The sequence below is a fragment of the Pseudomonas sp. R2-7-07 genome (genome assembly GCF_003852355.1).
Classification (GTDB): domain Bacteria; phylum Pseudomonadota; class Gammaproteobacteria; order Pseudomonadales; family Pseudomonadaceae; genus Aquipseudomonas.
The window spans coordinates 278739-298090 of the sequence record NZ_CP027759.1 but is presented as its reverse complement, the minus strand read 5'-3'; the positions used below and the strand labels follow the sequence as shown (position 1 = coordinate 298090).

Sequence of the window (19352 nt, the reverse complement as noted above, 5' to 3'; positions counted from 1 at the left end):
ATCCACAAACAAAACCAATAAACTCCCTTAATGTAACGGGTATAAAGTTGCGTTCCACAACTTAACGCCTCACTTCGGCGCCCTGTATCTGTCACAAAAAAAAACGCCGGCGCTTTATTAGCCACCGGCGTTGAAACCTTGAAGGGGGTTTTGACTTACATCAGAACGCTGGCACGACCGCGCCGTTGTACTTCTTCTCGATGAAGGCTTTGACTTCGGGGCTGGTCAGGGCCTTGGCCAGTTTCTGGATCGCGTCACTGTCCTTGTTGTCCGGGCGAGCGACCAGGAAGTTCACGTAGGGCGACTTGGCGTCTTCGATGATCAGCGCGTCTTTGGCTGGGTTCAGGCCGGCTTCCAGCGCGTAGTTGGTGTTGATCAGATCCAGGTCAACCTGGTCCAGCACGCGTGGCAGCAGGGCTGATTCCAGCTCCTTGAATTTCAGGTTTTTCGGGTTGCTGGCGATATCTTTCGGCGTGGCCAGGGCATTGGTCGGGTCTCTGAGGGTGATTACACCCGCTTTCTGCAGCAGCAACAGGGCGCGGCCGCTGTTGGAGCCTTCGTTCGGGATAGCCACGGTGGCGCCATCCTTGAGCTCGGAAATATTTTTGATCTTTTTCGAGTAACCGCCGAACGGTTCAACGTGCACACCGACTACGGTCACCAGGTTGGTGCCCTTGCCCTTGTTGAAGTTTTCCAGGTACGGCAGGGTCTGGAAGTAGTTGGCGTCCAGACGCTTCTCGGCCACTTGCACGTTCGGTTGTACGTAGTCGGTAAAGACTTTGATCTGCAGGTCTACGCCTTCCTTGGCCAGGGCTGGCTTGACCAGCTCAAGGATTTCGGCGTGCGGGATCGGGGTGGCGGCCACCACCAGTTTCTCGTTGGCCTGGGCGAAGCTGGCAGTCAGGGCAGCCGCCAGTGCGGTAAACAACAGAACCTTTTTCATGCAATGTCCTTCTAACGACCGTTTTTATGTGGAGTGCCAGCGAAGTGCTATCGCGGCGTGGAGTGGACAATACCTAAGTTTTTTATTCCCGAACAATATCTTTTATTCACGTTGATATTCCATTTTGCTCATACAGGAAGGTACGCAGCGTCTCCCGTTCGGTGGGACTGGCGCTCGCGAAAATCCGCTGCACCTGCTCCAACGGCGACCCGGCGGCGGGAAGGTTCAGATGCTCAGGCAGAATCTCATCGCCGCTGCTCACCAACAGGGCAAAGTGGATAACGTTTTCCAACTCGCGGGTATTGCCCGGCCAGCTATGACGTTCCAGCACGCGCTGGGCGGCGTCGCTGATCAGCGGCACCGGCAGTTCCAGGCGTTGGCTGTAGATGCCCAGGAAGTATTCGGCCAGGGACAGGATGTCGCCGACCCGCTCGCGCAATGCCGGCAGGTCCAATTGACCTTCGCTCAGATAATGGAACAGGCGCTCATGGAACTTGCCCGCTGCCACCGCCTGGGCCAGGTCGATGCTGGTGGCGGCCACCAGGCGCACGTCCACCGGGCTGGGTTGGTGGGCGCCGACGCGGGTGACTTCGTGGTTTTCCAGAGCGGCGAGCAATTTGACCTGGATCGGTAAAGGCAAGTCGCCGATTTCGTCCAGGTACAGCGTGCCGCCATTGGCCGAACCGAACCACCCGGCCCGGCTGCTCGCCGCGCCGCTGTGACTGCCGGCGGCATAGCCGAACAGCTCCGCGTCGGCATAAGTCGGGCTGATCGCGCCGCAATTGACCGACACAAACAAGCCCGAGCGATCACTGCCACGGTGAATATGCCGCGCCAGCAGCTCTTTGCCGCTACCGGTCTCGCCGCGAATCAACACGGGCAATGCACGCGGTGCGAGACTTTCCAGCTCTTCGCGCAGCTGCCGCGAACGTGGGTCGACGAACACCAGCGCCTTGGCGCGGATGCTCAGCGGGCTTTTTTCGGCATCGGGGAAGGTCAGCAATGGCTGGCCGTAGGTTTCATGCAGACTCATGGCAGGCTCCCGCCCCCATCCACTCAGGGACAGGGCGTTGAAATAGGTTATGCACGGCGCCGAGCGTGATGCTCGAGGCGATTTTGCAGGCGATAGAGGTACGCGAAACCCTGCTCCCAACGTTGGTGGCCGGACTTCACATTGATATGCCCGGCCCCCGACAGGATGCCGGCTTCGGCGCCCCAGTGACGCGCCAGCTCCAACGCCCGTGGCGCGCTGACGGCACTGTCGTTGTCGGAACTGACCACTTGGCTGGGAAACGGCAACAGGTCGGTAGGAATCGGCGCAAAGTTGCGCAGGGCGGGGGCGCAGGCCGGACGTTCGACGTCCGCCGGGGCCACCAGCAAGGCACCGCGCACCTGGCGCAGGAAATTCACCGGCGCGGTGGCCGCCCAATGCGCCACGGTGATGCAACCCAGGCTATGGGCGATCAGGATCACCGGCGTGCTGTCGGCGGCGATGGCCTCGGCCAACGCCGCCACCCAGTCTTCGCGGCGCGGGGTCAGCCAGTCATCCTGCTCCACGCGCGCACTGTTGGGCAGGCTGTTCTGCCAGTGACTTTGCCAATGATCTTCTGGCGATCCTTGCCAGCCCGGCACGATCAGGTAACGAATCGATTCGCTGTGCATGGGTGTGCCCTCCTGCAGCGTTTAACGTTGCAGACCAGTATAGGGACGCGGTTTATATTCTTTAAGGAATAAGAAGCTATTTATTAATAACCAAATTCCATAACCAATGATGATCAAATGTGGGAGGGGGCTTGCTCCCGATGGCCATAGGTATCTACACAACTTGGCGTAGCCCTGAACCTGTGGCGAGGGAGCTTGCTCCCGTGGCGACCTGGCGGCCTATAGCTTTCTGACTGATGCCGCGCGATCCAAATGTGGGAGGGGCGGTGCGACGATTCGACTTGCCCCCGATGGCGGTCTGACAGCCGACCAGGATGTTGGATCAAGGCGAGTACATATCCGTTGCTGCGGTAACGGCGGCTTAGGGTTCCGCCCTTACGGCGTCTCACTTTTGAAAAGCGCAAAAGTAAGCAAAACGCTCTTGCCCCACCACTCGGCACCTCGCCCAGGCTCGGTGTGCCCGTAATCCGACAGTGATTTGGGGGGCCGCCGCCACGCGCCATCCATGGCGCGGGGCGGCTAAACCGGCATCCCTGCCGGTTTACCCCCCAAATCACTATCGAATTCCGGCCAGCGTGGTTTAACGGGGCGCCTAGATCAAAAGCAAGATCAAGAGCGGCTCGCTTCGCATCGTGGTTACAGTAGGCTGCTACAAAATTGTGTAGATACCTATGCCCCGATAGCAGTGTGTCAGCCAGCACATCTGGCACTGACACACCGCCATCGGGGGCAAGCCCTAATGCCAGTCAGTTAAGGCGGCACCGAACCTGTGGCGAGGGAGCTTGCTCCCGCTGGACTGCGCAGCAGTCCCATTGTTTGGGGCCGCTTCGCGCCCCAGCGGGAGCAAGCTCCCTCGCCACAAGTTAGTTCTCGCTCCTGCTACTTCTTAACTGACTGGCATTAGGGCAAGCCCCCTCCCACATCCAAAAAAAAAGGCCGCACCCTGCCAAGGAAACGGCCCAAAAATCGTCGAGGCTTTGTTGCGACTCAACGTGCGGTAATCACCGACAGTTTGGTTATCCCCGCGCGCTCGATAGACGCCATGGCTCGCGCCACTTCGCCGTAGTTCACACCATCGTCAGCCTGCAGTTGCACCCGTACATCGGGGTCCTTGGCCTTGGCCGCCTGCAGCTTGAACTCCAGCAGGTCCGGCTGGATTTCGTCCTTGTTGATAAACAGTTTGCCGGCACCGTCGATGCTCACCACCAGCGGGTCTTTCTGCTCGACCGGGGCCACGGCCTCGGTCTTGGGCAAATTGATCGGAATCGCATTGGTGAGCAGCGGCGCGGTGACGATAAACACCACCAGCAGCACCAGCATCACGTCCACCAGCGGCGTGACGTTGATCTCGCTCAGCACCTCATCGCTGTCCTGGGTGGAGAAGGCCATGTCAGGAGGCCTCCTTCACTTTTTGCGGGGTGCCGGCGCTGGCTTTGGTCAGCGCGGGGTGCAACAGCACGCGGAAGGCGTTTTTCTGCGCAAGGCTGTAGAAGTCGTGGGCAAAGTCGTCCAGGTCGGCAGCCGTCAGCTTCAGGCGACGCAGGAAATAGTTGTAGACCAGCACCGCCGGCACCGCGACGGCAATCCCCACGCCCGTGGCGACCAGCGCCGCACCGATGGGCCCCGCCACGGTTTCCAGGCTGGCCGAGCCGGCGGCGCTGATCCCCTTGAGCGCTTCCATGATGCCCCACACCGTGCCGAACAGGCCGATAAACGGCGAGGTGCTGCCGATGCTGGCGACCACGGCCAGACCGGTTTCCAGGGAGCGGCGTTCACGCACGATCTGCTGGCGCAAGGCACGTTCGAGGCGATCTTGATGATTGATGGCCTGGCTCAGGTCAGCCGCGTGCTGGGTATCGCCGACCTGGATCGCGGCGTAACCGGCATGGGCTACTCGGGCCGCCGCGCCCGGTTGGGTTTCGGTCAATTCGGCGGCGGCGTCCAGGCTTGAGGCAGCCCAGAATTTTTTATGAAACCGGCGATCCTGGGCCTTGAGGCGCCCGAATTGCACGCCCTTCAATAACGCCAAGCCCCAGGTGGCGACCGAAAAGACCACCAACAGCCAGATCACCGCGCTTTCAATGGATTCAAGTGGAGATGCCAAAGCCATGATGTGTTCCCTCTGTGCAGCTGAATAATTAATGGATCTTGAAATCGATCGGCACGCTGACCCAGCCGTCCTGGGCCACGTCACCCTGCTTGGCCGGCACGAAACTCCAACGCTTCACGGCGGCCAATGCGGCGTCATCGAGTTGCTGGCGACCGCTGCTTTTTTGCAGCTGGATCTCACCCGGTTTGCCGCTGGCCAGTACGTGCACCCGCAACAACACGCTGCCCTCCCATCCGCGACGCTGGGCCAGCGACGGGTATTCCGGCGCCGGGTTCTTCAAGTACGCGGCGTTGGCCGAAGCGGGCGTTACCGGGGCCGGCGCGGGCGGTGCAACAGGTGCCGGCGGCGCGGGTACAGGCGGCGCTGGCGGCTGTTCGATAGCCTTGGGTACCGGCTTGGGCTCAGGTTTGGGCACGGGCTTGGGTTTGGGTTTAGGAATCGGTTTGGGCGGCGCCGGCTTGGCGGCCAACTCATCCACCACCGGCGGTGGCGGCTCGACCACCGCAGGTGGTGGCGGCACGGGCGGTGGCGGCTCGACCACGGGTGGCGCCGGCCGGGAAAATTCGATGGTCATCGGCGGAATTTCCGGTGGCACCAATGGCAGCACCGGAGTGGGCTTCTGGCTCACCCAATAGATCACGGCGCCGTGCAAGGCCAACACCAACAAGCCCAACAGAATGCCTTCGCGTCGGCTGGAAAACCGCTTGGGGGTCTGTTGCAGGCGTAACTGCCCCAACGGCGCACGGTGCGGCCGGCCAAGGTCGACCAACTCACCACCCGGTGCCAGGCGCCATTGCGCCTCTTGTGCACTGGCGGCGGTCTGGACATTGCCCATTGATTCACTCCCTACGGCTTTAAGACCAAAAAACCGACAGGCCTGCTTGAAAGGCCGTCGAGGGCTGAATCATCGGGGTTGAGCGCTTATCTCTTAAAGTAATCTTTAAAGTTATGGATATATCTAAAGCGAATATAAAAATAGACCCGCTGCGTCAAGCCCGCGTCTTCCGTGGCTTTGCGCGAAGCGCTTGTTTTTGCATGCATTTACGGCATACAAAATATTCAGCGAAGGCATGGTTCAAACGGGATTTGCATCGCACCAGGCAAGCAACTCACCACGGGCATGCTCAGGCTGTCGACCCAGCACAACGACTGGCATACTCCCTGCCTCTTTTTGCACTCCGGCAGGTCCTGCATGACGTTTAACCATTCGATCGCCAGCAAGCTCGCAAGCTGGGGCCTCCTGGTGGTCCTGGGACTGAACCTGCGGCCCATCCTCAGTTCCATCAGCCCGCTGCTCGGTGAAATTCGCCAAGCCACCGGCCTGAGCTTTCAGAGCAGTGCCTTGCTCACCAGCTTGCCGGTGGTGTGCATGGGGTTGGTGGCGCTGGTGGGCGTGAGGGTAGAAGCACGGCTGGGTGAACGGCGCGGTATTGCGCTGGGACTAGTGATGATTTTGCTGGCGTGCCTGGCGCGCTGGCTGATGGGCCAGGCCTCGGCGCTGTTGGTCACGGCATTGCTCGGCGGCGCGGGTGTGGCGCTGATCCAGGCGTTGGTGCCGGCGATGATCAAGCGCGAATTTCAGCACCGCGTGCCGGTGGCGATGGGTGTGTATTCGGCGTCGCTGATGGCCGGTGGAGGGCTGGCGGCGCTGCTCAGCCCGCTGGTAGCCACGTATTTCCAGCAATGGCAGGCGGGCCTGGGCGTGTGGCTGTTGCCAGCGTTGGGGGCGTTGTTGCTATGGGCAGGGTTGCCGCTGGGCGCCGCCCGAAATACACAGGTCGCCCCGGCCTTCAAAGGCCTGCGCAACCGCCGCGCCTGGCTGCTGGCGCTGTATTTCGGCCTGGTCAATTGCGGCTACATGAGCATGGTGGCCTGGCTGCCCGCCTACTATCAGCAACTGGGTTGGGGCGTGCTGCCCAGCGGCTCGTTGCTGGCGTTCATGACCATTTTTCAAGTCATCGCCGCGCTGTTGATGCCAGTACTGGCGCAACGCGGGATCGACCGTCGCCCGCTGCTCGGCATCAGCCTGTTGGCGCAAACCCTCGGCTACCTCGGCCTGATCATCGCGCCCACCGCATTCCCCCACCTGTGGGTGGCCTTGTGCGGGTTTGGGCTGGGTGCGTGCTTCGCCCTGAGCCTGCTGCTGGCCCTCGACCATCACCGCGACCCACGCCAGGCCGGGCAACTGGCGGCCTTCGTACAAGGCGTGGGCTTTTTGATCAACGCTATTTCGCCGTGGTTGACCGGCTGGCTGCGCGAACTCACCGGCCACTTCGTCAGTGCCTGGGTCGTGCTCACGGTAACGGCGGTGGCGATGCTGCTGGTGACGCGGGTGTTCAGCCCGGCCACCTACCGCACCGGGCTAGAAGTCGTAGCGCCCGGTCACGCCTAGGGTACGCGGCGTGCCCAGCAGACCTTCGTAACCGCCGTTGCCGCCGGTCCACAGGGTGGTGTAGTAGGTTTTGTCGAAGGCGTTTTTCAGCCACAAAGACACATCCCACTGGCCTTGCTCGTAGTTGCCGCGCAGGCCAGTGGAGAGGTTGACCAGCGCATAGGCGGGGATCTGCCCGTAGTCGGAGTCTTCCACCGTGCCCACCGCCTTGGAGCGAAATGCGTAGCTGGCGGTGACGTAGGGTTCAAAGCCGTTATCCAGGTTCCACTTGTACTCGCCGTTGGCATTGGCAATCCATTTCGACGCGCCCACCACCTGGTGCCCGGTCAAGTCGCAGGACGCCGGCGCACCGGGGCGCAGGCTGACTTCCGGCGGGCATGGCGCGTCCTTGTAAGACAGGTAACTCACGTCGTTGAACGACCCGTTGATGTTCAGCGTCAGGCCCTTGATCGGCACCAGGGTGCTTTCCACTTCAACCCCCCGCGAGCGCACGGAGCCGGCGTTGGTGAGGTATTGCACACGGTTGTCCTGGTCGTAGGCGTTGGTCTGGTAGCCGTTGACCTGGGTCCAGAACAGGTTGGCATTGAGCTGCAGGCGTCGATCCCACAACGTGCTCTTGAAACCCAACTCGGCATTGTTGGCGCGCTCGGTGCCGATCAGCAGCGAGTCGGCCCCGGCCGTCGGCGCCGAGCCCACCGCCAGGTTGACGCCACCGGACTTCTCGCCGTGGGACAGCGTCGCGTAGCCCAGCAGGTTGTCGTTGAAGTGATAACTGAGGTTAAGCAGCCCCGACGGCGTGGCGCTGTATTGCGTCAGGTCACCCGAGTCATACGCCCCGGCACGCCCGCGCCGCGCCGTGGCAGCCGCGCCGCTGACCGCTGCGCCGCCGAGCGGGGCATTGCGCGTCACCCAGGCACTTTTTTCTTCGTAGGTGCCGCGCAGGCCGGCGGTGAAATCCAGGCGTTCAGTCAGGTGCCAGGTGCCTTGGGCGAACAGCGCAAAGCTGTCGGTGCGGATGTGCCCGTTGCCGACGCTGCTCACATTATTCAACGCGCCGGTCGGCGTGCCGTTCCAGATGTCCGCCTTGGGACCGTAGTAGGCGAAGGCTTGGTTATCCAGGTCTGAGCCGAAGTAATAGGCGCCGAGCACGTAGTCGAAGAACCCGCCCTGGGGTGAAGCCAGGCGAAATTCCTGGGACCACTGTTTGTCTTCCACCGATACGCCGGCGTTATACGAGGCCGGCACGTTAAGCCCGTCATCGTTGCGCGGGGTGAAATTCCACCAGCGATAGGCACTGACCGACGTCAGGGTGAAATCGCTCGGCAAGGTCCAGTTGGCCTCCAGCGACGTTCCGCCCTGGAACACCGTGACGTGCTGGTCATTGTCCAGATTGACCTTGCGGTGGGTGCCGTCGACCAGCGTCGCGCCCGCTGCGTTGGCCCTGGACTGGTAGAGGTTGGTACCGTTGATGGTCGGCCCGGTGCTGTAAAGCACGCGCGTACCGGCGCTGGAATCCTCCTCGTTGTAGTCACCGATCCAGCGCAGGTTGAACGCCTCATTGGGCTTGTACAGCAATTGCCCGCGAAAGCCCTGGCGCGAGCCGCCATTGAGGTCGTGCCCGTCATGTTCGTTCTTGATGTCGCCGTCGCTGCGCGTGCGATAGGCCGAAAAACGCCCGGCCAAGTCATCGGTCAGCGGCCCGGAAATAGTGCCCTTGGTCTGGAAATAGCCGTCCTCGCCCAACGAGGTTTCAATGCTGCGCTCCGGGGTGAAACTCGGCGCGCGGGTGCTGATATTGATCACCCCCGCCGTGGTGTTCTTGCCGAACAACGTGCCTTGCGGGCCGCGCAGCACCTCGAGCTGCTCGATGTCCATCAGGTCGAACACCGCCATACCGGGGCGCCCGAGATACACGTTATCGATATACAACCCCACGCTGCCTTCCAGGCCGTCACTGGCCGGGTTGTTGCCCAGGCCGCGAATCGACACGCTGGACTGGCGCGCATGCATGTAGGCGACGTTGACGCTGGGCACCAGTTGCTGCAAATCCTGAATCCGGTACACCCGCTGGCTCTCCAGCGCCTGGCCGCCGACCACGCTCATGGGCGTCGGTACCGCCTGGGCGCTTTCGGTGCGCCGCCGGGCCGTGACCGTGACGGTCTCCAGCTGACCACTGGCGCTTTCGCCCGCAGGCGCAGGCTCAGCCGCGTGGCTGGGCGTCCAACCGGCACTGCCCGCGAGCAACAGGGCCAGGGGCAGGCGCTTGAGCGGCCAGGGAGAGCAAGGTAAAGCGGGCGTGAACAGACTCATGAGCGGCTCCGGAACCCAGGAATATTCAATCTCTGATATTCCTTTAGGTTATTTATTTATGTTTTTGCGAACATTTACTGCATAAGAGATAGCCTTTATAAGGAGTCGACCTAATGCATAGCCAATGCATTTCCCGGATATTTTTGATGTGAAAAATGCATATCGACCTGCGCCAGCTTCGCCACTTCATCGCCCTCGCCGAACAACGCAGTTTTGTCGCGGCGGCGTTGACGGTGAACCTGTCGCAATCGGCCTTCAGCCGCAGCATCCAGGCCCTGGAACACAGCGCCGGCTGCCAGTTGGTGGACCGCGGGCGCAAAGACCTGGCGCCGACCAAACAAGGCCAGGTGCTGCTCGAACACGCCCGGCGCCTGGTCAGCGGCGCGCAGCAACTGGCTAACGAAATCAGCCAATTCAACGGCCTCGAGGCGGGCGAACTGCGCTTCGGTTGCGGCCCGGCGCCGGCGGGCGGCTTGATCCCCCGCGCCATCGGCAGTTTTATCGGGCGCTATCCCAAGGCCCGCGTGCAGTTCCAGGTGGACGACTGGGAAAGCTTGAGCAAACGCCTGCTCAGCGAAGAGTTCGAATTCTTCGTCGCCGACACCCGTCATTTCGAGGCCAACCCCGACTATCACACCCATCGCCTGCGCGCGCGCCGCTGGTATTTCTGCTGCCGCGTCGGCCACCCCCTCGCCGCCCGCGACAGCGTCAGCGCCGCCGAACTGATGAGCTATCCGCTGGCCGTGACCATCCGCCCACCGAACCTGCGCAAAGTCATCGTCGACCTGAGCGGCCGACCGGATTACCTGCCCAATGTCGAATGCGAAAACGGCTACAGCCTGCTGGGCGTGGTGCTGCGCTCGGACGCCATCGGCATCGTCAGCGCCAACAGCGACGTGCTGCAGATGGCTCGCGGCGAATTGGTGTGCCTGACGATCGACGGCCTGGATGAAAACCTGGAGGAGCGTTACACCCGCTACGGCATCGTCAGCCGCGCGGGGTATCGGTTGTCGCCGCTGGCGGAGGCGATGATTGAACAGATCAAGCAAATAGATGAGTTGGATGAAGATATTTGTACGCTGGAAAATGTCGCTGTGTGAACCGACGCCATCGGGGGCAAGCCCCCTCCCACATTTTGAATGTATTCACAGATCAAGTGTGGGAGGGGCGGTGCGACGATTCGACTTGCCCCCGATGGCGCCGGTAGCAACACCCATGCATTGCCTGCATCAAAACCAGACCCCAAATGCACTTGCCAGCGCCCTACCCAAACAGCGAAAAAACCTCACCTGTCCTCCATTCGGTGAGCCTTCATGTCCCAGCCCCAACCCGTGCGCAATGTGCTGTACATCATGTGCGATCAACTGCGCCGCGATTACCTGTCGTGCTATGGCCACGCGCATTTGCACACCCCCAATATCGACCGCCTCGCCGCTGCCGGCGTGCGTTTCAGCCGTGCCTATACCCAAGGCACCATTTGTGGGCCGTCGCGGATGTCGGCGTACACCGGGCGTTATGTCAGCAGCCACCAGGTGGCGTGGAATGCCGTGCCGCTGCCGCTGGACGAGTTGACCATTGGCGACTATCTGCGCCCCCACGGCATTCGTACTGCGCTGGTGGGCAAGACCCACGCCACGCCGAATCTGGATGCGCTGCAACGCGTGAACATTGACCCTGAAAGCGCCCAGGCCGAGCCGCTGAATGAAGTGGGCTTCGACACCTACTTTCGTCACGACGGCATCTACCCCGACAGCCCGTTGTTCGAGGATAAACGCGAGTCCGCGCCCTACACGCATTACCTGCGCGAACAGGGCTACAGCGGCAGCAACCCGTGGCATGAATGGGCCAATGCCGCACAAGGTGAAAACGGCGAAGTGCTCAGCGGCTGGCATATGCGCAACGCCGGTTTGCCGGCACGGGTCGCCGAGCAGCATTCGGAAACCGTCTACACCACCGACCGCGCCATCGACTTCATCCAGGAGCAGGCCGAGCAACCCTGGTGCCTGCACCTGTCCTACATCAAGCCGCACTGGCCCTATATCGCACCGGCGCCGTACCACGCGTTGTACGCTGCCGAGCATGTGCAGGCGCCGATTCAACCGGAGCAGACCAGCGATCACCCGGTGTACCAGGCGTTCCGCCAGCACCAGGAGAGCGTGAATTTCTCTCGCGACGAGGTGCGGCTCACGGTGGTTCCGACCTACATGGGGTTGATCAAACAGATCGACGACCAGCTCGGGCGGCTGTTCGATTTCCTGCAAAGCAATGGGCGCTGGGATGACACGCTGATCGTGTTCACCAGCGACCACGGCGACTTCCTCGGCGATCACTTCCTCGGTGAAAAGGAATTTCTACTGGAGCCTGCGGTGGGCATTCCCTTGATTGTGCGCGACCCGCGCGCGAGTGCCGATAGCAGCCGCGGCTCGGTGGACGCGCGCCTGGTAGAGACCATCGATGCGCTGCCGACCTTCCTCGACGCCCTGGGCCTGCCCGCCGCCGATCACCGCCTGGAAGGCCGCTCGCTGATCCCGCTGCTGCATGGTCAGCCGACTCCTTGGCGCCAGTATGCGATTGCCGAATACGACTACGCCTTCCAGGCTCCGGCCCGCGAGCGCCTGGGCCAGCCGATCGACCGTTGCCGCATGACCATGGTGCGCAGCGAGCGCTGGAAATACCTGGCGTACGACGGCTTTCGCGCGCAGCTGTTCGACCTGGAAAACGACCCGCAGGAAGTGCACGACCTGGGCGCCGATCCGGCCTATGCGGATGTGCGCGAGACACACGTGGGTTATCTGTTCGAGTGGCTGCGTGGGTTGAAGCGGCGCACGACCATCAGCCACACGGAGATTGAAGTGCGTGGCCAATGGTTTCGCTACGGGGAGCCGGAGGCGGAGAAGGTCGTGCAGATTGGCGTCTGGTAGAACGACACAGGTCTAAATGTGGGAGGGGGCTTGCTCCCGATAGCGGTGGGTCAGTCACAGGTGCAGTGGCTGACACTACGCAATCGGGAGCAAGCCCCCTCCCACATTTGAATCTCTGTGAATTTAAAGGCCTTTGGTGGTCTGGCTGCGTTGGCCCTGCACACCCACCGGCACATCGCCCTTGAGTGTCACCCGGCGCACGATACGTTCCTGGGTGCCGTAGTCATCCACCGCGTAATGCTGGGTGGCGCGGTTGTCCCAGATGGCCACGTCGCCGCTGTTCCAGCGCCAGCGCACGGTGTTCTCCAGGCGGGTGACGTGGCTTTGCAGCAGGTTGAACAGTTGCGTCGAGTCGGCCTGGGAGTAGCCTTTCAGGCGTTTGACGAAATGCCCCAGCAGCAGGGTTTTCTCACCGCTGACCGGATGCACGCGCACCACCGGGTGCTCGGTTTCATACACCGTCGAGGTGAACACCTTGCGGTATTCCTCAAGCTTCTCCACCGCCACATCCGGCTTGCGCGCGGCGTAGTCGTATTCGTTGCTGTGAATGGCCCACAGGTTATCGGCCAGGGCCCGCAGTTCGACGCTGAGGTCGTTGTAGGCGGCCGCCGTGTTGGCCCAGACGGTGTCACCGCCGGAGGCTGGCGCCAGCACTGAACGCAGGATCGAGGCTTTCGGGTAGGCGTCGACGAAGGTCACGTCGGTGTGCCAGGAATTGGCGCGCTGGCCGCGGGTGCCGTCCAGCTCCATCAAAAAGCGCGTGCCGTCGCGTACCGGCACAGTCGGGTGCGCAATCGGCTCGCCGAGCAGATGGGCGAAGGCTTCCTGGCTCTGGTCATCGAGGTGCGTTTGCTCGCGAAAGAAGATCACCTTGTACTGCACCAGCGCTTGCTGGATGGCTTCGACCGTGGCGGCATCGAGGTGACCGGACAGTGTGATGCCACGAATCTCGGCGCCGATGCGGCCGGCGACCGGATGAATCTCCAGTGCCTGGGCGATGGGTTGAACAGCTAATGCGGCGTTGCTCATTGTAGTGACCCTCATGTGCCTGCGGATGGTGGAACGCTCGCCGACAACGCTCTATTCATATGCCTTTTAGATCTAGCAATTGAACCAATGCTTCGTTGACGGAATAAGAGCTTGCATTTAAAACCTCAGCTGGGTCGCTCGCAAATGCCTTCGACCTATTTTTCAAATGCCGGGAATGCATATGGATCTTCGTCAGCTGCGCTACTTCATCGCCCTCAACGAACACCGCAGTTTTGTGCGTGCGGCGGACGCCATGGGCATCACGCAACCGGCGTTCAGCCGCAGTATCCAGGGGCTGGAACAGGAGTTTGGCTGCGTACTGGTGGACCGTGGCCACAAGGACCTGCGCCCGACACCGGAAGGCCAGGTGGTACTGCAACACGCCCTGACCCTGGTGCATGGCGCCGCCTTGCTGAGCAGTGAAGTCACGCGCATGACCAAGCTCGATGCCGGCGACCTGCGCTTCGGCTGCGGCCCGGCGCCCGCGGTGAAGCTGGTGCCGGATGCGGTGGCGCGTTTTATCGGCGCGCACCCGAAAATCCGCACCAGTTTCCAAGTGGATAACTGGGAAAAGCTCAGTCGTGCATTGAGCCGTGAGGAGATCGAATTCTTCATTGCCGACATCCGCCAGTTCGAAGCCGACCCGAACTTCCAGACCCGTGCGCTGACGCCCAAGCGCGGCGTGTTTTTCTGCCGCCCGGGGCACCCGCTGCTGGCCAAGGACAGCCTGTCGACCAACGACATGTTCGACTACCCGCTGGCCGCGCCGCTGATCTCCCAGGGCATTCGCAAACTGCTGGCGAACCTGAGCGGGCGCATGGACTTTTCACCGAGCATCCAGACCGAACACTTCCCGGCGCTGGTAAAGATTGTGCTGCAGTCCAATGCCATCGGCGTGGGCACCGAAGAAGCGTTCGCCGAGGATGTCGCCCGGGGTGCGCTGGTGCTGCTGCACTGGCGCAACCTGCCGCAGAGCCTGGAGACCCTGAGTGCGCGGTGCGGGATTGTCAGCCGTACCGGGTCGCGCTTGTCGCCGGCGGCCAAGGCGATGATCGAGACGTTGGTTGAGGTAGACAGGCAGGAGGTGAGTGTGGCGGTTTGAAGGGCCTCATCGGGGGCAAGCCCCCTCCCACATTTTGAATGTATTCACAGATCAACTGTGGGAGGGGGCTTGCCCCCGATGCGATACCCCAGACACCACAATACTCAAAGCCCCGCCGCCACCAACCCAGGCGCCACCCAATCACTCACCTGAAACGACCGGCGAATCAGCTTTTCCTTGGACGCCAAGTCCACTGCATCCTGCAACTTGCCAAGAAACACCGGATCAAGCGTCGCCGGGAAAATCGCACTGAGCTGCTGGTCTTTCAAATCATTGGTCAGGATCACCGGCGGATAACTGGCCAGCCCCGACACCAGTTCGATGTACGCCTGCTTGTTGCTGTCATCGGTCAACCATTGCACCGCCTGCTGCTGTGCCCTTAGCAGCTTGGCCACGGCGTCGGGATGCTCATCGACAAACTGTTTGCTGCCCACCAGCACCGCCTGAATGCTGCCGGCACCGCCGAGGTCCTTGGTGGTCAGGGCGATTTCGGCCAGCCCCTTGGCTTGCAGCGCGGTCAGGTTCGAGCCGCCCCAGGTCGCGTCGATCTGCTTGGCGGCCAGCGCCGCACCGGCCGCGTTGAAATCCAGGTTGATGACTTTCAGGTCTTTCTCATTCAAGCCCTGGCTGGCCAGTGCGCTGTCGAACGACAACTGGCTGGCCGTGCCGCGAAACACCGCGACGCGCTTGCCCTTGAGGTCTTGCAGGGTCTTGATGCCCGAGCCCGGTACCACGCCGAGGTACTGCTTGATGTCCCGTGCCGTTGCACTGAGCAAGCGGGTCTGCAGGCCATTGGAGCGGCCGATGATGGCCGCCAGGTCGCCCAGATAGGCGAGGTCCACCTGACCGTTGGCAAAGGCTTCGTTGATCACCGGGCCCGCGCCCTTGAAGTAATTCCACTGAATCGTGATGCCTTGGTCGGCGAAGGCCTTTTCGAAAATCTGCTGTTCGCGCAACACATCGGTGATGCCGCCACCGCTGTGTTGGGTGCCAGCGCTGAGGTCGGGCACGGCAATGCGGATTTCCTTGAGTTCGGCGGCATGCACCAGCCCCGCCAGTGCGGTGCCCGCGAATAGCGTGATCAGACGTTTGAAGGGCAGTTTCATAAGCGCAGCTCCTGGTGGGCGACGGTCGCCGGGGAGCTGAAAGTAGGCACAGGCTGCTGAAAACTTTAAATACTATAAATTCACAATTTTATAGCTTTTAGCACTATGCGAGCCAAATCGCAGGCTCCAGCGGCCTATGCATAAACAGCATCGAAAATATTCTTCGAATGCATTGGATGCGTGCCGGGCGCAGGCTTTAAATGACTTCTCTTATCCCACAATCATCTTGATTACGTTTTTATAAGATCGAAATCACATAACGAAAGGGAAGTCCTCAATGGCCCGAAGCGCACGGTTGAGCCCGCCTCTTACAACGCCCATCCTGCGCTGGCCGTCGTTCAGCCACTGGCTGCTGCCGCTGTCGCTGTTTGCCCTGTGGTGGCTGGCCAGCCGTCAGCAGTGGATGAGCGAACAGATCCTGCCGCCGCCTTCATTGGTCTGGCGCAGCGCGATGGAACTGGCGGGCGGCGAGTTGTGGAGCCATTTGGCGGTCAGCCTGCAGCGCTTGTGCTGGGGCTTGCTGGCGGGCATCGGCGCCGGGGCCTTGCTCGGCGCCTGGCTGGGCTTCAGCGCGCGTGCCGAGCGCCTGGTATTTCCGACATTCAGCGCGCTGTCGCAGGTACCGACCCTGGCGTGGATCCCACTGTTCATGGTGTTTTTCGGCATTGGCGAGACGCTGAAACTGGTGGTGCTGGTCAAGGCCATCGTGGTGCCGGTCACCCTGCATACCCTGGTCGGCGTGCGCGACGCCCAACCGCAGTTGCGTGAGGCTGCGCGGGTGCTGCGCCTGCCCACCCCTCTGCTGATCCGCCGGCTGATCCTGCCCGCCGCCCTGCCGGCGTTCATGGCCGGCGTGCGCCTGGCCCTGGCGGCCGGTTGGACGTCGCTGCTGGCGGTGGAACTGCTCGCCTCCAGCGAAGGCATCGGCTACCTGATGGTGTGGGCGCGCCAGTTATTCATGCTCGATATCGTCTTTGTGTGCATCGTGGTCATCGGCGTGCTGGGCGTGGCGATGGACCGTGGCATCGGCTGGCTGGATCGGCGCTGGGTGCACTGGCCGCATCCGGCCACGGCGCAGATCCGTCGCGGCCCGCGTTACCACGGCTGGCAACGCCTGCAGCCGTGGCTGCTGCCGCTGTTGTTGCTCGCGCTGTGGCAGGTGGCGACGCAACAGGGCTGGGTCGACGCGAATATCCTGGTGAGCCCGTGGACGGTGCTGCACACCACCGCCTCGGGTGTCGCGGATGGCACGCTGTCGGGGGCGCTGGGCAAAAGCCTGGGGCGCACCTTGGGCGGCTTGGTGCTGGGCGGCAGCCTGGGGTTTGCCGTGGGCTTGTGGCTGGGCTTGTCACCGCGCAGTGAGCGGGTACTCGGCCATACCCTCGCCGCGTTACGCCAGATCGCTATCTTCGCCTGGGTGCCGCTGCTCACGGCCTGGTTTGGTCTGGGGGAGCTGGCCAAGTGGGTGTTTATCGGCCTGGCGGCGTTTTTCCCCTTGTTTGTCGCCACCCAGCGCAGCGTGTTGAACCTGTCACCGCAACTGAGCGAAGCCGCCCAAGTGCTGCGCCTGGACCTGCCCCAACGGCTGCGACGCCTGATCTTGCCCGGCGCGGCAGCGGGAATTTTCGCCGGCCTGCGCCTGAGCCTGATCTACGCCTGGCTGGGCACCATCGGCGCGGAATACTTCATGCCGTCCAACGGCGGTATCGGCAGCCTGATGATCGGCGCCCAACAGCTGCTGCGCATGGACTTGATCATGAGCGGCATGCTGCTGGTCGGCCTTACCGGCGCCACCCTCAACCTTGTCGGCCAACGCCTGGAAACTCGCGCCACCCGCTGGAGACACGCATGAACGCACCGATTGTCAGCTTCAACCATGTGGGCAAGTCTTTCGATGTGGAGGGCTTCGAATTGGAGGCCATCCGTGAGTTCAACCTGCAGATTGCCGAGGGCGAATTCGTTGCGATTGTCGGCTCCAGCGGTTGCGGAAAATCCACGCTGCTGCGCTTGCTGGTGGGGCTGGATACGCAGTTTCGCGGCGAGATTCAGGTGGACGGTAAGCCGGTGAACGGCATCGGTGGCGAACGCGGCATTGTGTTCCAGGAACACCGCTTGTTTCCGTGGCTGACGGTGGCGCAGAACATTGGCCTGGGTCTGGTCAACGAGCCCTTGAGCGAGGCCGAGCGCAGCCGGCGCATCAGCGACTTTATCGAACTGGTGGGCCTGACTGACTTCACCCGCGCCTATCCTCACCAGTTGTCCGGCGGCATGGCGCAACGGGTGGCGATCGCTCGCGGCTTGGTTGCCAGCCCACGGATTCTGCTGCTGGACGAGCCGTTCGGCGCACTGGATGCGCTGACCCGCCAGCAGATGCAGGACGAACTGCTGGCGATCCGCGCCCGCGCCAGTATCACCACGGTGCTGGTGACGCACGACGTGGAGGAAGCGATTTTCCTGGCCGACCGGGTGGTGGTGATGGAGCCACGACCGGGACGGATCAAGCAGGTCGTGGAGATTGCCCTGCCCCATCCACGCCAGCGCAGCAGCTTTGAATTCCACCAGTTGCGCGAAGAGCTGCTGCATGAATTGACCAGCGACGATCACTACCAGCCGCCGGCGCGCGAACAGATCCGCGACCTGCCGTTGGCGTTCATCGCTTGCTGAACGACAGTTCGCTGCGCGGCTGCTCCTGGCGCTCAAGCCGATTGGCCCGCGCAAAGGTGCCCAAATCATTGAAGCGCACACCCATCTCGGCCATGACCTTGTGCGCCACCTTGGCGGTCATCTGGCGAATATAGAACGGCTCCTTCACCACAAAATGGTGGATGCCGTGGGTGCTGCCGAAATTGAAACAGAACGCCTGCAACGGCCACATCCACCAGGGGTTGAGCACCTGGGTCTGCTGGATCACATTGCCCAGCTCCACATCGCCGTAATAGTGCATGTTGGAGCTGACGAAGTGCAGGCAGAAGGTGCGCAGCACGTTGGGGCCGATGATCACCACGGCGGCGATGTCGATCACCTGCATCATCTGCAGCGTCCCGGCTGACCACTCGATGGGCGCGCCCATCAGGCTGGCGATGCCATTGGCGGCATGAAAACCCAGGAACACGTACCACGCGCCCCAATGCAGCAGCGCCAGCGGTGCGTACACCAGCACCACGCGCTTGAGGATGCTGAACCGGTGCCGCCAGGTCTTGGCGCGCAGCAGGCGGATCAATGCCGACATCATGTTGTCGCCGACCATCAGCAAGCGCGCGATGCCCCAGGGCTCGCCGTTGGTGATCGCGCGCTCTTCCATATCGGCCTCGGTGCCGGAGACCTTGTGATGATTGAGGTGCAGGTGCCGGCGAATCCATGGGTTGATGGTGCTCGGCCGCGCCAGCCAGACCAGGCCCATCATCAGGTTGTGCGGCACGCGCTGCTTGCGAAAGTACATGCTGTGGATCAGGTCATGTTCCAGCTCATGGGTGAGTGAGGCGAAGAAGGCATTGAGCAGCAGGCACACCCACCAGGCCATCTGGCCGCTGATATAGAGCGCCGCCGAACCCAGCATGCCGACCAGCGCAAACGCCAGGATGCCCGCGCCCAGGGCGTCCTGATGCAGCAGCCAGGGGTGGCGCTGGCGCAGTCGCACGCCCTCGGCCAGCACCACCTCACGGATATGCGCCGAACGCTGTTGGGCGTTCATCTGCTGGGGACTTGCACAAGTACCGTCCATGCTTCCATTCTCTAGTGGAGTGATGCCTGCATCCTGCACCCTACCCTGGCGCAGGG

The 19352-nt window shown here is 62.2% G+C and carries 16 protein-coding genes and 1 pseudogene; 6 read left to right on the top strand and 11 right to left on the bottom strand.

Annotated elements, in window-relative coordinates:
* Nucleotides 1-160: 160 nt before the first annotated feature.
* From C4J86_RS01210 to C4J86_RS01185, 7 genes and pseudogenes are all read right to left on the bottom strand, one after another.
* The gene (locus tag C4J86_RS01210) at nucleotides 161-943 is read right to left on the bottom strand and encodes a MetQ/NlpA family ABC transporter substrate-binding protein (RefSeq protein ID WP_124369186.1); all 783 of its coding nucleotides are present in this window, start codon (nucleotides 941-943) and stop codon (nucleotides 161-163) included.
* Between the two features lie 106 nt (nucleotides 944-1049).
* Nucleotides 1050-1976, bottom strand: coding sequence for a sigma 54-interacting transcriptional regulator (locus C4J86_RS01205; RefSeq protein WP_124369185.1), 927 nt, complete (start codon nucleotides 1974-1976; stop codon nucleotides 1050-1052).
* A 47-nt stretch (nucleotides 1977-2023) separates the two neighbouring features.
* A complete protein-coding gene (locus tag C4J86_RS01200) occupies nucleotides 2024-2605 on the bottom strand; it encodes an alpha/beta hydrolase (RefSeq protein ID WP_124360762.1) in 582 nt (193 codons plus the stop codon).
* 766 nt (nucleotides 2606-3371) lie between these two features.
* A pseudogene (locus C4J86_RS27280) lies at nucleotides 3372-3467 on the bottom strand (N-acetyltransferase); the annotation flags it as partial.
* A 125-nt stretch (nucleotides 3468-3592) separates the two neighbouring features.
* Nucleotides 3593-3994 (bottom strand): biopolymer transporter ExbD, encoded by a 402-nt coding sequence (locus C4J86_RS01195; RefSeq protein WP_124360761.1) that lies wholly within the window; start codon nucleotides 3992-3994, stop codon nucleotides 3593-3595.
* Between the two features lies 1 nt (nucleotide 3995).
* On the bottom strand, nucleotides 3996-4718 hold the full coding sequence (locus tag C4J86_RS01190; protein ID WP_124372371.1) for a MotA/TolQ/ExbB proton channel family protein: 723 nt from the start codon (nucleotides 4716-4718) through the stop codon (nucleotides 3996-3998).
* A gap of 25 nt (nucleotides 4719-4743) precedes the next feature.
* On the bottom strand, nucleotides 4744-5550 hold the full coding sequence (locus C4J86_RS01185) for an energy transducer TonB (RefSeq protein ID WP_124369184.1): 807 nt from the start codon (nucleotides 5548-5550) through the stop codon (nucleotides 4744-4746).
* Nucleotides 5551-5907: 357 nt separating this feature from the next.
* Here C4J86_RS01185 and C4J86_RS01180 point away from each other — a divergent pair, with 357 nt between their 5' ends.
* Complete coding sequence (locus C4J86_RS01180; protein WP_124369183.1) at nucleotides 5908-7107, top strand: CynX/NimT family MFS transporter; 1200 nt, start codon at nucleotides 5908-5910, stop codon at nucleotides 7105-7107.
* On the opposite strand, the gene C4J86_RS01175 is transcribed toward C4J86_RS01180, so the two are convergent.
* The gene (locus C4J86_RS01175; RefSeq protein WP_124369182.1) at nucleotides 7078-9417 is read right to left on the bottom strand and encodes a TonB-dependent receptor; all 2340 of its coding nucleotides are present in this window, start codon (nucleotides 9415-9417) and stop codon (nucleotides 7078-7080) included. The two genes, C4J86_RS01180 and C4J86_RS01175, sit on opposite strands and share 30 nt — an antisense overlap.
* A gap of 155 nt (nucleotides 9418-9572) precedes the next feature.
* On the opposite strand from C4J86_RS01175, the gene C4J86_RS01170 reads away from it, so the two are divergent.
* Complete coding sequence (locus C4J86_RS01170) at nucleotides 9573-10517, top strand: LysR family transcriptional regulator (protein ID WP_124360757.1); 945 nt, start codon at nucleotides 9573-9575, stop codon at nucleotides 10515-10517.
* A 213-nt stretch (nucleotides 10518-10730) separates the two neighbouring features.
* Nucleotides 10731-12338 (top strand): alkaline phosphatase family protein, encoded by a 1608-nt coding sequence (locus C4J86_RS01165; protein ID WP_124369181.1) that lies wholly within the window; start codon nucleotides 10731-10733, stop codon nucleotides 12336-12338.
* A gap of 123 nt (nucleotides 12339-12461) precedes the next feature.
* On the opposite strand, the gene C4J86_RS01160 is transcribed toward C4J86_RS01165, so the two are convergent.
* Entirely contained in the window at nucleotides 12462-13367 is a 906-nt protein-coding gene (locus tag C4J86_RS01160) for a TauD/TfdA family dioxygenase (RefSeq protein ID WP_124365392.1), read from the bottom strand.
* A gap of 181 nt (nucleotides 13368-13548) precedes the next feature.
* Here C4J86_RS01160 and C4J86_RS01155 point away from each other — a divergent pair, with 181 nt between their 5' ends.
* On the top strand, nucleotides 13549-14469 hold the full coding sequence (locus tag C4J86_RS01155) for a LysR family transcriptional regulator (protein WP_124369180.1): 921 nt from the start codon (nucleotides 13549-13551) through the stop codon (nucleotides 14467-14469).
* 104 nt (nucleotides 14470-14573) lie between these two features.
* On the opposite strand, the gene C4J86_RS01150 is transcribed toward C4J86_RS01155, so the two are convergent.
* On the bottom strand, nucleotides 14574-15575 hold the full coding sequence (locus C4J86_RS01150; RefSeq protein WP_124369179.1) for an ABC transporter substrate-binding protein: 1002 nt from the start codon (nucleotides 15573-15575) through the stop codon (nucleotides 14574-14576).
* A gap of 277 nt (nucleotides 15576-15852) precedes the next feature.
* Between C4J86_RS01150 and C4J86_RS01145 the strand changes: the two genes are divergently transcribed.
* Complete coding sequence (locus C4J86_RS01145) at nucleotides 15853-17427, top strand: ABC transporter permease (protein ID WP_124369178.1); 1575 nt, start codon at nucleotides 15853-15855, stop codon at nucleotides 17425-17427.
* Nucleotides 17424-18239, top strand: coding sequence for an ABC transporter ATP-binding protein (locus tag C4J86_RS01140; protein ID WP_124360751.1), 816 nt, complete (start codon nucleotides 17424-17426; stop codon nucleotides 18237-18239). Before C4J86_RS01145 ends, C4J86_RS01140 begins: the two co-directional genes overlap by 4 nt.
* Here the strand turns inward: C4J86_RS01140 and C4J86_RS01135 are convergent.
* Nucleotides 18226-19296, bottom strand: coding sequence for a fatty acid desaturase (locus tag C4J86_RS01135; protein ID WP_124369177.1), 1071 nt, complete (start codon nucleotides 19294-19296; stop codon nucleotides 18226-18228). The genes C4J86_RS01140 and C4J86_RS01135 overlap by 14 nt on opposite strands.
* Nucleotides 19297-19352 lie beyond the last annotated feature (56 nt).